Annotated in this window: 10 protein-coding genes, 2 pseudogenes, 1 riboswitch and 1 other annotated feature; of the genes and pseudogenes, 3 read left to right on the top strand and 9 right to left on the bottom strand. The window is 35.3% G+C overall.

Annotation, left to right across the window (positions count from 1 at the left end; all coding sequences use genetic code 11):
• Window positions 1-8: 8 nt before the first annotated feature.
• The 3 genes and pseudogenes from AC1Q51_RS00340 to AC1Q51_RS00330 form a co-directional block, all read right to left on the bottom strand.
• Window positions 9-1,634 carry a YndJ family protein gene (locus tag AC1Q51_RS00340; RefSeq protein ID WP_492331296.1) on the bottom strand — a complete coding sequence of 542 codons (1,626 nt, stop codon included), beginning with the start codon at window positions 1,632-1,634 and terminating at the stop codon, window positions 9-11.
• A 5-nt stretch (window positions 1,635-1,639) separates the two neighbouring features.
• Window positions 1,640-1,963 (bottom strand): annotated as a pseudogene (locus AC1Q51_RS00335) (DUF4166 domain-containing protein); the annotation flags it as partial.
• A pseudogene (locus AC1Q51_RS00330) lies at window positions 1,906-2,184 on the bottom strand (hypothetical protein); the annotation flags it as partial. The pseudogenes AC1Q51_RS00330 and AC1Q51_RS00335, both read right to left, overlap by 58 nt.
• Window positions 2,185-2,375: 191 nt before the next feature.
• A riboswitch (Lysine riboswitch) is annotated at window positions 2,376-2,562 on the top strand.
• 202 nt (window positions 2,563-2,764) lie between these two features.
• Between AC1Q51_RS00330 and AC1Q51_RS00325 the strand changes: the two are divergent.
• Together AC1Q51_RS00325 and AC1Q51_RS00320 are read left to right on the top strand one after the other, a co-directional pair.
• Window positions 2,765-3,994, top strand: a complete 1,230-nt coding sequence (locus tag AC1Q51_RS00325) for an aspartate kinase (protein WP_492331295.1) — start codon at window positions 2,765-2,767, stop codon at window positions 3,992-3,994.
• Window positions 3,995-4,222: 228 nt separating this feature from the next.
• Complete coding sequence (locus tag AC1Q51_RS00320) at window positions 4,223-4,675, top strand: VOC family protein (protein ID WP_492331294.1); 453 nt, start codon at window positions 4,223-4,225, stop codon at window positions 4,673-4,675.
• A 266-nt stretch (window positions 4,676-4,941) separates the two neighbouring features.
• Here AC1Q51_RS00320 and AC1Q51_RS00315 read toward each other — a convergent pair whose 3' ends face one another.
• Both AC1Q51_RS00315 and asnA read right to left on the bottom strand, forming a co-directional pair.
• Window positions 4,942-5,391: a helix-turn-helix domain-containing protein gene (locus AC1Q51_RS00315; protein WP_023521645.1), complete on the bottom strand. Its 450-nt coding sequence runs from the start codon at window positions 5,389-5,391 to the stop codon at window positions 4,942-4,944.
• A gap of 142 nt (window positions 5,392-5,533) precedes the next feature.
• Window positions 5,534-6,517: an aspartate--ammonia ligase gene (gene asnA, locus AC1Q51_RS00310; RefSeq protein WP_000284919.1), complete on the bottom strand. Its 984-nt coding sequence runs from the start codon at window positions 6,515-6,517 to the stop codon at window positions 5,534-5,536.
• 70 nt (window positions 6,518-6,587) lie between these two features.
• Window positions 6,588-6,846: a binding site (T-box leader), on the bottom strand.
• Between the two features lie 406 nt (window positions 6,847-7,252).
• Between asnA and AC1Q51_RS00305 the strand changes: the two genes are divergently transcribed.
• On the top strand, window positions 7,253-7,387 hold the full coding sequence (locus AC1Q51_RS00305; protein ID WP_000047588.1) for a DUF3934 domain-containing protein: 135 nt from the start codon (window positions 7,253-7,255) through the stop codon (window positions 7,385-7,387).
• Between the two features lie 101 nt (window positions 7,388-7,488).
• Here AC1Q51_RS00305 and AC1Q51_RS00300 read toward each other — a convergent pair whose 3' ends face one another.
• From AC1Q51_RS00300 to malS, 4 genes are all read right to left on the bottom strand, one after another.
• Window positions 7,489-10,683, bottom strand: coding sequence for an SNF2 helicase associated domain-containing protein (locus AC1Q51_RS00300; RefSeq protein WP_492331293.1), 3,195 nt, complete (start codon window positions 10,681-10,683; stop codon window positions 7,489-7,491).
• 118 nt (window positions 10,684-10,801) lie between these two features.
• Complete coding sequence (locus AC1Q51_RS00295) at window positions 10,802-11,734, bottom strand: response regulator (protein WP_006918521.1); 933 nt, start codon at window positions 11,732-11,734, stop codon at window positions 10,802-10,804.
• Window positions 11,735-11,736: 2 nt separating this feature from the next.
• The gene (locus AC1Q51_RS00290) at window positions 11,737-13,035 is read right to left on the bottom strand and encodes a sensor histidine kinase (protein ID WP_080477855.1); all 1,299 of its coding nucleotides are present in this window, start codon (window positions 13,033-13,035) and stop codon (window positions 11,737-11,739) included.
• A gap of 64 nt (window positions 13,036-13,099) precedes the next feature.
• Window positions 13,100-14,812: an oxaloacetate-decarboxylating malate dehydrogenase gene (gene malS, locus AC1Q51_RS00285; RefSeq protein WP_065228756.1), complete on the bottom strand. Its 1,713-nt coding sequence runs from the start codon at window positions 14,810-14,812 to the stop codon at window positions 13,100-13,102.
• Between the last annotated feature and the right edge of the window lie 64 nt (window positions 14,813-14,876).

Raw genomic sequence — 14,876 nt, 5'->3', positions numbered from 1 at the left:
AGCCTTTCTTACTTCTGTGCAATTTTTTCAATCTTATAATGAATATGTAAAAATTCAAGTCCAAATAGCCACATGCTATGATGAGCTGTTAACATTTTATCCTTACCCTCTGTAATGATGAAAGTCTCTGCTAACGGTAAACGGATTGTTAAGAACCGAGTATGTAAATAAATCCCCTCATCTCCCTGGCCATTTTCTCTTAACTTACTAGTAATGATTAAATCATGATTATCATTACATAGCCTCAAAATACCAGTCATATTCGAATAAGGTAAAGGCAAGGCGATATTCATATATGTCTCATCCTTATCTGTATGCTTTGAATAAAGAGCTACAAAAATAGATTCACCTGCTTCATTTTTCCTTAGCCAAGCCCTTACATTCTCTCTTCCATCTTCCTCATCCATTACACCAATGATAGAGCCATGCATCGTTTCCCACTTGTCGCCCATTCCTAAATGTATTTGTCCTACATGCTTGCTCATTTTCTCATAACAAAATGCAAATAGGCGGAACCAACGAGCCCATTTAATATTTGATTGCAACTCATACTCTGTTGTATTTTCATAAAAACGAATAATACTTAAAGGTACCTTCGTCACGTCAAATGACTCACTATGAAAATCAGTTATTTGATCAACTAAACCGTTGTATTCCTTACTGCCTACTAAATTGTCGCTATATAAAAAAGCCTCACCAATTGCCACACTTCCTCTTAATTTACTCATTGGTTTCCCATAGTATTTATAATTCGGAACACTCTTTTCGATCATCCAGCCGACAAATGCCGGTAACGCTACTCCAATTCCGTTGACAACACCGTGAATCCAAACCATTTGAGCAATTGTAATCGTCATTACATGCTTCAAATTCCCGTATGAGTATATAAGTGAGAACATAATTGTAACCATGAGTGTACTAGACGAAACGATTAAAAGAATCTTTGCACTGATAGCATTAAATTTTGCTCTCCAAACGTAAAATCCATATCCATAAATCGCACATAAATATAGGAGCACTGCAAAAAATTCAAATATTCTCGAGTATGTAATTCCTATTGCAACTGTCATAGGTGAAATCATGATGATAAACATAATAGCATCATATACTTTACTTCTCTTTTCTCTTTTTCTCCCTATTAAACCAGCTGATAATGGCAATAGAAACGCCGAATAATGAAAATGTGCAGCTGTGAGTAAAACAATGTCAGAGCTAAAATGCATAATTGAAAGTTTTGCTGCTGAAGCAAAAAACCAAAAACCACCTAAAAACAAATAAATAAACGCACTATCTATGGCGATCTCTTCTAACGGCTTCCATCCTCTTTCTAGCAATCTACTTACACCAAATAACGCAACGATTCCTGTATATACAAACCAAACTAGCGCAAATACATAGTGATTTGTGACGAAAGCTAGCATTGCACAAATTGCTGCGATTGGATATAAAAACGATACGAATTTATAAAATAATAAATACGATCCATCTCTTTTTCTTTTATCACTAATACAAAGTGACATTGGTATAAATAATAAAACAGATAATAATATAATTGCTTCAACAGGATTTATATTCGACCACTCATATATTAGAAAAACAACATAACAAGCAAGCCCAAATATTATATTTTTCATATCGTTTATTTCCTTTCCACAAATGTTCCCTTATATGAAAAAAGCGAGCCAATTAACGGGTTTCGTACTTGTACATGAATTCGAAAACACTGTAGTGTTGCATCATAACTTTCAACAATTTTTGCTTCACCATACAAAAATTTTGGTAACGGCATTTTTCTTCCAAACATATAAAACCATTGTTTCTTTGAAGAAATATGCATTGCCCCTAACTCATCGATATGAAAATGCAGTGTAGAAACGAGTAAATGTGGTTCGCCAAAATAATCTACAATTTCATTTTCGTTTCCATCCAATTGCATAACTGCGTTAAAATATCTTTTCTTATTTCACCTATTGATTCCCCTTCTCCAGCTATTTCAAGCCCAAATCCAATCTTTGTTTTATACAAAAACTTCTGTGGTTCTCCTTCTTTTTTCTCTAAATACGAAATTTCAGTAAAGCGAGCATCCCACTCTGTATGTATATCTGGTTCTTGCGTATATTCCCGTAATTTTCCCATCGTCGTGTTCATTTTTGTCGCAACATAAATAGGCTGTTTCCTTTTCATTCTCCCACCTCCTATGCACTATAAGTTTAATGTACATGCAATGAATTTATTTTGCTACATTTTTCACAAACTTCCTCAGAAAAAGAAAGAATTTTTAAAATATATATAAAACACTTGATTCCCCGAAAAATTTAAATTATTATAAAACAAATGTTACCAACAACTTCATAAATCAAACACTCTCGCCTAAAACGTGAGATAGAGGTTGCAATACTTATGAGTATTCTAATGGAGACACAGAGATGTCTATGAACTTAGATGAAAGGAAGTATTGCCGAAATTGATAAATTTCTCTGCATTTATCAATTGGGGCTGTTTTCGAATAGAAACAGAACTGTCATATGTACAGACGTGTATGTATGAAGAGCTATCTACAAAAAAGAGATATCATTTTTTATGATATTCCTTTTTTGGCGGTTTTTTTATTAGCTCCGTTTTCTGTTTCCCTTTTCCTGTAACAGCACCATCCTCACTTATTTGAGATGGTGTTTTTTGTTTGTCTTTCTGGTAACTACAGGAGTATTGGGATTTATATATTTCCTAATCTATTCTTAAAAATAGACGAAAGAAGGAATTTGCAATGGAAACAATTGTTCAAAAATTTGGTGGCACTTCTGTCGGAAGCGTCGAGCGCATTCAACATGTAGCAAATTTAATTATTGAAGAATATGAACGAGGTCATAGCGTTGTCTCTGTCGTTTCAGCAATGGGAAAAAGCACGGATGAACTTGTCGCACTCGCTAACGCAATTACAGAAAATCCAAGTAAACGCGAAATGGATATGCTTCTATCGACAGGAGAGCAAGTAACTATTTCATTATTAACAATGGCACTGCAAACAAAAGGCTATCGTGCAATTTCATTAACAGGATGGCAAGCTGGTATTACGACAGAATCTGTACATAGTAGTGCACGGATTACTGAAATTAATACAGATCGAATTCAGTCTTATCTTACTAAAGGCACGATTGTTATTGTAGCTGGTTTCCAAGGAGTCAGTGAAGATTTTGAAATTACAACGCTTGGACGAGGCGGTTCTGATACAACTGCTGTCGCATTAGCTGCTGCACTAAACGCAAAAAAATGTGATATTTACACAGATGTGACCGGCGTATATACGACGGATCCACGAGTTGTAAAAGATGCTTATAAATTAGATGAAATTTCTTATGACGAAATGTTAGAACTTGCAAACCTCGGTGCTGGTGTATTACACCCGCGTGCTGTTGAGTTTGCTAAAAATCATAATGTCATTTTAGAAGTTCGCTCAAGTATGGAACAAGAAAACGGAACAATTGTAAAAGGAGAATGTAACATGGAACAACAATCAATCGTTAAAGGTATTGCATTTGAAGATAATATTACACGCATCACAGTGAAAGGATTAGAACAAGGTTCACTTTCAACTGTTTTCTCTACATTAGCAGCGGCACATATTAATGTAGATATCATCATTCAAAGTATTACAAATGAAGGAACTGTTCATCTCTCCTTCTCCATCCATTCTAATGATTTAAGAGAAACATTAGAAGTATTGGAACAAAATCAAGAGGCACTTCACTATGAAGCAGTAGAATATGAAAATCATTTAGCAAAAGTATCAATCGTAGGATCTGGCATGGTATCTAACCCTGGTGTCGCTGCAAATATGTTTACTACTTTAAAAGAAGAAGATATTCATATTAAAATGGTAAGTACATCAGAAATTAAAGTGTCTGTCGTTATTGACCGCCTTCATTTAGTAACAGGTGTTGAGGCACTGCATCAATCATTTATGGCGAAAATTGAGCCTTTCGTGCAAATGAGCTAATTTGATATGTTCAGTAACACTTATAAAAAAATCATATTAATCTACTTCCTTCCTATTAAATAAAGGCTGTTCGTTAACAAGATGCTATATGACATATAAAAAAACACCTTGTCACATTTTCCTATACTACGACAAGGTGTTTTTGACTGAAAGGAATTTGTAACTACTTAGTAGTATAATTATGAGGATGATTAAATAATAAACTTTCATACATAAGGAGATAAGAATATGGCAAAAAACAAATTACTACGAATGGACAATGTCAGCATTGTTGTAGAATCTCTTGATAACGCAATCTCTTTCTTCGAGGAAATTGGCTTGAACCTCGAAGGGCGAGCCAATGTCGAAGGTGAATGGGCTGGTCGCGTAACTGGACTCGGCTCTCAGTGCGTAGAGATCGCTATGATGGTCACTCCAGATGGCCACAACCGAATTGAACTTTCGCGATTTCTCACCCCTCCTACTATAGCAGATCACCGAAAAGCTCCTGTAAACACCCTCGGTTATCTACGCGTCATGTTCACCGTTCAAGATATTGACGAAATGGTATCGAGACTCACTAAGCATGGTGCAGAGCTCGTTGGCGAAGTAGTTCAGTACGAGAACTCGTATCGTCTCTGCTACATTCGTGGAGTCGAAGGAATTTTAATCGGTTTAGCGGAAGAACTCGGTAATAAATAAGCAAGTGACGTTTTATAAAAAGGCACTATCATTGAATAAAACGTAGACTCTTAAGCGATTTTATTATTATATTTTGAACCCCGTCCTAGCTTTAGACCGGGGTTATGCTTGTTTGAGCTTTTAAAATTAAATAACTTTATTATCATTTTACATATAGATTTCAAGGATCTACCCAAATAGCTTTCATATTACCGATATCCCAAAATCATTATAATACAATAAAAATATTCGTTATACCCTTTCCTAGGAAATATAACTAACTCTTCTTACTTTTTATCACATATATCTTTTCGCTCTTTCTCTTGAAAAAACGATCTATATTCATTCAAAATAACTTTCTTCACATTCGAATAAAAAACCATCATGAATAGTGCAACTCCTAATACAAATACTTGTATTCCTTCATAATCAATGAATGCACTCATAATTAGCAATCCAAACCCAATATAAAAACCAAAATCATTCTCTTTCTCAAAATCCTCATCTTCTTCATCAATATGTATTTTTTCTTTAATATTCTGTTTCCCTTTTATTAACTCATCAAGCGTAACATTGTACATTTCGCTTAGTAAAATTAGATTATCAATATCAGGATAACTTTTATCATTTTCCCATTTGTACACTGCTTGCCTCGTCACACCAATCTTTTTAGCAACATCCTCTTGCGAAAACCCCTTTGATTCTCGTAGTTTTTTTAGCTGCTCTCCTATGCTCATAACGTCCCCTCCTTTAACAAATTATTACATAAAAAGAGATATAAATGAAAGAAACCATTAGTAAAACTCTCTGTAAACCATTCGTTTACACAATTTAAAAAAGAGGGAATAGCTCTATATTTAAGCTATTCCCTCACTTCTATTAAAACAGATGAATGTTTTCTTTTTTACAAGCTGCACGTAAATCGTCAGGCCATACAGAAGATTGAACTTCACCGATATGTGCTTTACGTAAGAAGTACATGCACATTCTTGATTGTCCAATGCCACCGCCGATTGTTAATGGTAGTACGTCTTCTAATATACCTTTATGGAAATCATACTCACGTTTGAAGTCTTCACCAGTTTTCGTTAACTGCTCATCAAGCGATTTACTATCAACACGAATTCCCATTGATGATAACTCAAATGAAGATTGTAGTACTGGGTGCCAGAATAAAATGTCACCGTTTAATTTCCAATCGTCATAATCAGCTGCGCGTCCGTCATGCTTTTCACCTGAACGAAGTGCATCACCAATTCCGATAATGAAGACTGCACCGTGTTCTTTTGCAATTGCATGCTCACGATCTTTCGGTGTTAATTCTGGATATTTATCTTCTAGTTCTTGGGAAGTAATGAAAACAATCTCTTCTGGTAAATACTTTCCAAGGAACGGATATTTTTCAAATAAATGATCTTCTAAATCTTTGAATATTCCATAAATTGTTTGTACTGTTTTTTGTAAGTAATCGACAGTACGCCATTCTTTTTGAACGATTTTTTCCCAATCCCATTGGTCAACGTAAATGGAATGCGTTGCATCAAGTTCTTCATCACGACGAATCGCGTTCATGTTTGTATATAAACCTTCACCAGCTTCGTATCCGTATTCATGTAATGCAAATCGTTTCCATTTCGCTAGTGAATGAACAATTTCTAATTCTTCTCCTGAATGTAACATATCAAATTCAATTGGGCGTTCTACACCGTTTAGGTGATCGTTTAATCCTGATTTTTTCGTTACGAATAATGGTGCAGATACGCGGAATAGTTCAAGGCGTCTTGCTAATTGGTCCTCGAAAAATGTTTTAACTTCCTTAATTGCGATTTGAGTCTCTCTTACTGTCATTAATGATTGATACATGGTGGTTTCCTCCTAAAATGTTTGGATGTTGTGAAAAGAAGCCAACAAAAAAAGCCCTTCTTTCCCAAAAAACTGGGACGAAAGGCTTTGGTTCCGCGGTACCACCCAAATTAGCAACAGAGGTTGCTCACTTATACAATACGGAGATGAAATATCTCGATACTGTTCTTCTTGTAACGGCGAAGTTCCCGGCTAAGTCTACTTTCCTATAAAGGATTTCGGTTAGCAACTCCAGGAGGTTCTTCATAATAGGCTTCGTATCAGGCTCACACCACCCCTGACTCGCTTAAACTACGTCCTACTACTACTCGTCCTTTCATAGTCGTTTTGTTGTCACATCTCTGAAACATTTTATTAATGATTATTCTATACAAAAAATAAAGAAAGTCAACAAAAAGTTTTAAAATGTTTTTAAATTCTTTATTTTACGGCTTTATTGATTGTTGTTAATTTAACATCTTTACTTTTTCTGCCTCGTCAATCCAAAAAATGTTTCACTGACCGAAACTAACGTATACACAACAATTAATGTGATCGTTCGGAATATAGAATCCGCAGTATTTCTTATTATTTTCATTTTCTTTATAATTCCTTTCAGTTTACTTGCAATTTCATGATATACTATAGCATTCAAGCAGTTTATTTTTACTTAAAGCAATCATAGTCATTTATAAAGAGTATTTTCTAAATCATTGACTATTATCAAATAAGATTTTTATATAACGGAGTGATCATATGAGTAAAACGAAAGCAAAACCGAAAAAAGGTGTAGGACAAGGTACAGGAAGTAAAGGATGGAACCGTTGGCAATCAAGTGCAAAGAAAAAGGCAGCTGCCAAACCATACAAAAGTAAAGGTACAAAGAAGTAATTTAAATAACATTTGATTTCTTTACTTTGTACAAAACAAAATATAATTATTACAACAAAAAAGCTATGCCCTCATAAATTTGAAGGCATAGCTTTTTTATATTAAATCATTAAAATATCTCGAATTTCTTCCTCTGTGATTGAGGACAATTTCTCTTCTCCCGGCTCAATCACTTCAGCGATTAAATTTTTCTTACTTTCTTGCAGTTCATGCATTTTCTCCTCAATTGTTCCCTGAGCTACTAGCTTTATAACTTGCACTGTATTTTTTTGTCCCATTCGATACGCCCTATCGGCCGCTTGTTGTTCAACAGCTGGATTCCACCATAAATCATATAATATTACTGTATCTGCACCAGTTAAATTAAGTCCGGTACCACCAGCTTTTAAAGAAATGAGAAATAGATCTCCTTCTCCTTCGTTAAACCGATCGCACAGCTCTACACGATCCTGCGCTGGTGTACTCCCGTCTAAATAAAAGTATGGAATTGCTTGTCGATTTAACTCCCGACCAATAATGGAAAGCATCTTCGTAAATTGAGAAAAAATTAATATTCTCTTCCCTGTACTTCTACATTCCTCTAAAATCTCTAACAGTTGTTCAAATTTAGCTGAACTTCCTTTGTAATCATCAACAAATAAAGCGGGATGACAACAAATTTGTCGCAATCTCGTTAAACCAGCTAAAATTCTAATTTTATTTTTACGTAACGTGTCTTTGTCTAAATGCTTTAACGTTTCTTCCCTTAACTTCGCTAAATAAGCAGCATAGAGACTCTTTTGATCGGGTAATAACTCCGATGATTGTAAGTGCTCTATTTTCTCTGGCAACTCATTTAATACGTCCCCTTTTAATCGTCTTAATACGAATGGTTTCACTCGCTTCGCTATATCTTCACGCCTTAAATCACCGAACTCTTTTCTTCCTGGTAATAATTCCGGGAAGACGACATGGAAGATAGACCATAGCTCTTCTAATGAATTTTCTACAGGTGTACCAGTTAGTCCGAAACGGTATTCAGCTTGAATTGTTTTCACAGCTCTTGCCGTTTGCGTTGTAGGGTTTTTAAACGCCTGTGCTTCATCAAGAAATAGTGTATGAAATGGTCTTGCATATAATCTTATATCTCTTCTCAGTAATGGATATGACGTGATTACGACATCAAATTCCGTTATATCTTTCAAAATTTTCCGGCGCTCTGCTTGGTTTCCATCTGCAATAACTGCTCTAATATGCGGGGCGAATTTTTTCAATTCACTAAACCAATTATAAACAAGAGATGATGGTGAAACGACTAATATTGGCAGTTTCTTTTCTCGAATCTCAGTCAAAACAGAATCTATAAAAGCAATGCTTTGCAACGTTTTTCCAAGTCCCATATCATCTGCTAAAATACCGCCAAAACGGTAATGAGCAAGTGTTTTCATCCATTCGAACCCATATACTTGATACTTTCTCATTTCTGCATTTAAAGTATTTGGCACAGCAAACTTTAATTTTTTCGGGTTTTGAATGTTTTCTACTAACTCTTGAACTGAATCATCCAAACTTAAAACATTGCCTTCGTGAAGTCCGTTCATCCATTTTACACTCCGAATAAGCGGAACATTTACCTCTTCTCCATGTAAAAATTCTTTCCGAATACCTGATTCTTTTATAAACTGATTAATTTCATTAAACTCTTTACTCTCTAGCGACAAAAACGAACCGTTCGCCAATCGATAATATTTACGTTTCTCTTCAAGGGCCGCTAATACACCTTTAATTTCTGCTTCTGGTATTCCTTTTATATCAAAACGAAATGACAACCAATCAATTCTTTCTTTTCTTCTCACTCTAATAAGAGGAACTGCATCCCCTTTACTAATTCGCAATTTGATTGCTGTCGTCGCATAAATATCAACTAAACCTTTTAATGTTGGCACGACGTGATATAAAAAGTTATACTCAGCTTCTTCATTATGCATAAAGTAACCGCCTTCTGTTTTTGCAAAGGCACTTTTACTCATAATGTCTAAAATCTCTTTTTCTTTTTTCTCATCACGATTAAAAACAGACGGCTGTCCATCCTCTTCTAGCGGATTAATCATGACGTTCCCATAGTGAAATTCAAGACCTGCTAATAAGCGATTTTTCACGCGGTCTAAATACAATTTCGCTTTTAGCGAAGGTGTTTCAACACGATCCGATATTACTTCATCAATGTGTACCGTTCCGAGCTTCATTAAGCCTGGTACAACTTTCGCGACGAAATGTTCCATCTTACTTTCTGGAATATAAAACTGATTACTATTTGAGCGACTCATCATCTTTTGTAATTCAATAAGTCGCATACAATCTTCAATGTGTAAGTGATATAATTTCCCACCATAAAGTGCATTGTTATACATATCCATAACTTGTACACGATTTAGACCATCTATATGAAGTGTAAATCCGCCATTATTTCCCTTCGTAAATTCAAAGTGTAACGGCAACAAACCTTTTGAAACTTGTAATCCCTGAAACAGTTGTTTATTTTGTTTCAGCTGTACATATTCAACTTTAGAAAGTGAAGAGAGCATATCTTTCCATGAAGCTGGTGGTATAAATATCATACTTTCATCTTGTTTCGCATGTACTTCTAGCGCATCCTCATACATTTTTTCGTTATGATACATTTTAATGAGCTGCTGAATAATTGCATCCGTTTCTTGTTTAAAACTATGTACATCTGTTGTATATGTAAATTCATTTGAACAATGAAAAGACTCTCTTTTCTCCACCTTAGAAAGAAATTCTCTAATATGATTTATGAAATACAACTTGGCAAGTTTCAATTGAATTCCAAGAAGAGCACCACCACTTCTCGTAGCTACTGGTGTACATATAAACTCAACATCTAATATTTCACGTGTATCAAAACGGTGTTGTTTACTTTTTGGCCTCAGTGGTTTGTCTGCAAACAGCTGAAACATACCACTTGTCAATTGATCATTTCTGTTACTAGTGGAGCTCATTCCACCTGTTTGTTGATTATAGTTTATTTGTATTAATACTGCTGCAACATGTTGACAGTACGTTTGAAAAGACGCTAATGAAGGACAACTACATTTTGCAACAACATCACCCTTTTTGGCTTTTGCTACTGTAACATGGAAATCCTCGTTCCCTTTTACTGTCGCCTCACAAATCTCTTTATTTTCATCGTAATGATCTATTATCACTTTATTTGATTTATAATAGGTTTCACCTCTTTTATATGAGGTCTCTCCGCACACTTCTTTAATAATCGATTTATTCAATGTGAAACTCATCGCTTTGACACTTCCTTAATATAAAACCATTTTCTCTTACTTAACATTTTACATGCTCCACGAGAAAATATAAAATGTTGATTTAACAAAAAAAGATGCTTATTTATAAGCATCTTCTTCACTCTATCTCCATCAACCTCTTCGCCTCAAAATACAACACTTGAATAAACTTCTTCGTATTAATTCGCGTATGACCAGAAGATGCGAGTTCATCTTTCGTCATTTCTGTCATCCGTTTTCTAACTACGGTGAAATCGAAAAATTTTGGAGCATAGCTTTCAAATTTTGGATTTGAAAAGTCTGTTAGTCCTAAAGAAGCCAAATGATTTAACGACTGATAAATAGCTCGACGTACTCTTTGTTCAGACGCTTTTTTCTCTTTATCAATATCCGCACCTAAAGCTAGATCCCCTAATTTCCTTATCGTAATATGATGAAAAATTTCTTTTAACGCAGGAAAGCCAAACTCAAATGTCTGTGCCTTTTCTTGACCATATAAATATTCCAGCATACTAAGTAAATCTTTACTTCCATTCTCTCCCGCAATACCGAGTTCTGATAGTAAAAAGCGTCCTAAATCCCCTATCTTTTTTCCTTCTTGCACTGGTTCAGTACGCAATTGCGGTTTTTCCCACTGAAACACGTTATTCAATGATTTTTGAATATCATGTATAGAACGCTCCAATCTAATACGCTCCATCACTTTGCGTACAACAGATACAACTTCGATTTTATTTAATGGTTTTGTAATATAATATTCTACACCAAGTGTATATGCCTCACCTATAAGCTGCTTCGATTCCACTTGAGAAATCATAATAATTTTCCCCGTGAAAGTTGACGCAATGTGACGAACTGTTTCAATTCCGTCCCTCATCGGCATCAACAAATCAATAAATAAAATATCTACTTTTTTAAAATTTAGTTGATCCGCTTCAATAAAAGCTCCGTCATCCGCCTCACCAATTACTTCTCCAAGATCTCCATCTTCAATAATTTGCGAAAGCATCGAACGGAAAACTTCATCATCGTCTACGATATAATAAAACAAATCTATTCCCCTTCCCGCTTTAAACTATCCTCTGGTAAACAAACGATAAACTTACATCCTCTTTTATTTTCTCGGTCTTCTAATTTCACTTCTCCGCCTAGCTCTGTTACCATTTCATTTATGTAAGAAAGCCCAATACCAGTTGACGGTGTTCCCGTTTGATCATACTTGGAAGTAAATCCTGGCTTAAATACTAATTTCTTATACTTTTGTGTAATACCAGGCCCATCGTCAATTACTTCAAAAAATATATGCTGATTTCTTTTATATAGCTTAATAATAACGAAACCTTTATCTTCAATTGCTTCAACTGCATTTGCAACTAAGTTATTAAAAATTGATAGCACTGTATACACGTGGTATGCAGCATGCTCACCTTCTATATGTTTAGAAAAACGTATATCCTTTTCTAGCATTTCAGCATACTTCTCGTTTATTCTAACAATCATCTCTGCTAACTCATGTCCTTCTACATATTCAGCCACATTTTTATCTAATAACAGTTTAGATAACCCTGCAAATATCCTTTGATTATCCTTTTTTATTTCATGCACTTCCCCCGCTATTTTCAATGCTGTTTTACTACTTGAATCAGCGCTTACTTGTAAATTTCGATATAGTTGATATGCTTCTTGTGTAATTAACTCCGCATTTTGTAACGTCTTTTTCAAATGAACAGATTCCACATATAAATTAGAAAGATGCATTAACATATTTTCATTTTCTTTTCGAACTTGCGATTCTTTTAATTTCGTTTCATATAAATTCATCATATTTAAAAAACCAAGTGCAAAGAAACTACGAAAAATAGCAATAATAATAAGTTTATTCACTTCAGAAATCGTTATTGTTGTACCTAGTACTAACATGTGATAAAACGCAAGTTCTGACATACTTGCAACAATTTCAATTGAAATTCCAAGGCATCCAATAATGATTGGTTTCTGATGGAACTTATTTACCCTACAAAGCGAAAAAAAACTGCCATAAATAAAATAATAGAAGAACACAGGATAACGCAAATAAAATGATTCTGTCATATGAAATGAACCTTGCATGATCCAGTCAAGACATACTCGGAATAAGACTACAGATATACCAACAAGAATACCTGCAACTCCTGCTGGTGCTCTTCTTAAAAATAATAATAAAAAGAAGAATAGCGGTGTACCGAAGCTAACTCGAAATGTATCATTAAAGGGATGAAAGTTCAGCTCCCCAGCAATCGGAACAACGACCATTAATATAATTAAAAGGGACATATCTTTCTTCCATAATTGATTCCAATTCAAAGGTGACACTTCCTATACTTTTTTTCAGTAGTAAAAGTGAAAGCCCGCTTATTGTTATAAACGGGCTTTTTTTCTATATTCTAACCTTTTCTACCGCTTTTATTTGGCGATACTCTGGCTTCCACATTACTTCTTGCACTGCCATCTTGATATCGTTATCACTTAAGTTCACTCTTGCAACACCTTCTGCAACTGCAACTTTCGCTACTTCAATTGCAACCATTTCTGAGATATTACGTAATTCTTCGACCTCTGGTAAAATAGGTGCTCCTGGCTGACTTGTATCTACCATACTTGCAACTGCTTCAGCAGCCGCTGCGAACATTCCATCCGTCATGACGCTTGCTCGTACTACAATTGTTCCAAGACCAAGCCCTGGGAAAATAAGTGCATTATTTGATTGTCCAATCACATACGTTACACCGTTATATGTAACTGGTTCAAATGGACTTCCTGTTGCAACTAACGCTCTTCCTTCTGTCCACTCGATTAAATCTGCTGGTTTTGCTTCAGCAAGTGGCGTCGGATTCGACATTGGTAAAATGATTGGTCTTTCTACGTGAGAAGCCATTTCTTTAATAATCTCTTCTTTAAATGCACCTGCAACAGTAGATGTACCAATTAAAATTGTCGGTTTTACATGTTTCACAACTTCAGCAAGTCCGATCACATCATTTTCTTTCCACTCACTTACTTCTGCTTCTTTTCTTGCGTACGGAATTTGGAAATCAAGAAGATCTTCCATATTATCTGTAACTAACCCGTTACGATCAATACACCAGAAACGCTTATATGATTCTTCTTCAGATACACCTACGCGGACCATCGCATCTCTAACTTGATCTGCGATACCGATTCCAGCCGTACCAGCACCAAATACAACAACGCGGTGTTCACTTAGCGGTACACCAGAAGCTTTCACTGCCGATAATACTGCCGCAAGTGAAACTGCACCTGTACCTTGAATATCATCATTAAACGTACAAACGTCATGACGGTATTTATCTAAAATTTTTCGTGCGTTACGAGAGCTAAAGTCTTCCCAATGTAAAAGTGCTTTCGGGAATTGTTTATTTACCGCTTGTACAAACGTATCAATAAATTCATCGTAAGCTTCACCTGTTATACGAGGGTGACGATTTCCAATATAAAATGGATTGTTTAATAGTTCCTCACGGTTTGTACCTACATCTAAAATTACCGGTAATACGCGGCTAGGATCGATTCCAACTGCGGCCGTATAAACAGCTAGCTTTCCGATTGCAATGTTAATACCACCAACGCCCCAGTCACCAATTCCTAATATGCCTTCTCCATCTGTTACAACGACTAAATCAATGTTCTCAGCTGTTGCACCAATATTGGTGAATGCTTCTTCAATACCTGATGGATCGTTAATCGATAAATAAACACCACGTGGTTTACGATATTCATGACTATATCTTTGAATTGCTACACCGACAGTTGGTGTATATACAATCGGTAACATTTCACGTAAATGATCTGTTAATATACGATAAAATAATACTTCATTTCGATCATGTAACGCAGTTAAGTATACATTCTTTAATAAATCATCCGGCTGAGAACTAAATTGTTCGTATGCTCGGCGTGCCTGTTCTTCTAACGTTAAAACCGCTGGCGGTAATAACCCTTTTAAACCTAACTCTTCTCTTTCATTTTGTGTGAAAGCTACCCCTTTATTTAAAAGTGGTGTTGATAATACTTCTGCTCCTCTTAATGTTGTTTCTAATGCACCATTAGAAGCTACTGTAAACTTGCTCATAACATCCCTACCTCTATTCATATATAGCATTTCTATATTGTAAACAAAAAAGAGGGGCTTGTCC

The organism is Bacillus sp. MT94 (genome assembly GCF_058792475.1).
Note: the sequence above shows the minus strand (reverse complement) of the source record. Positions and strands in the feature narration are given on the sequence as shown.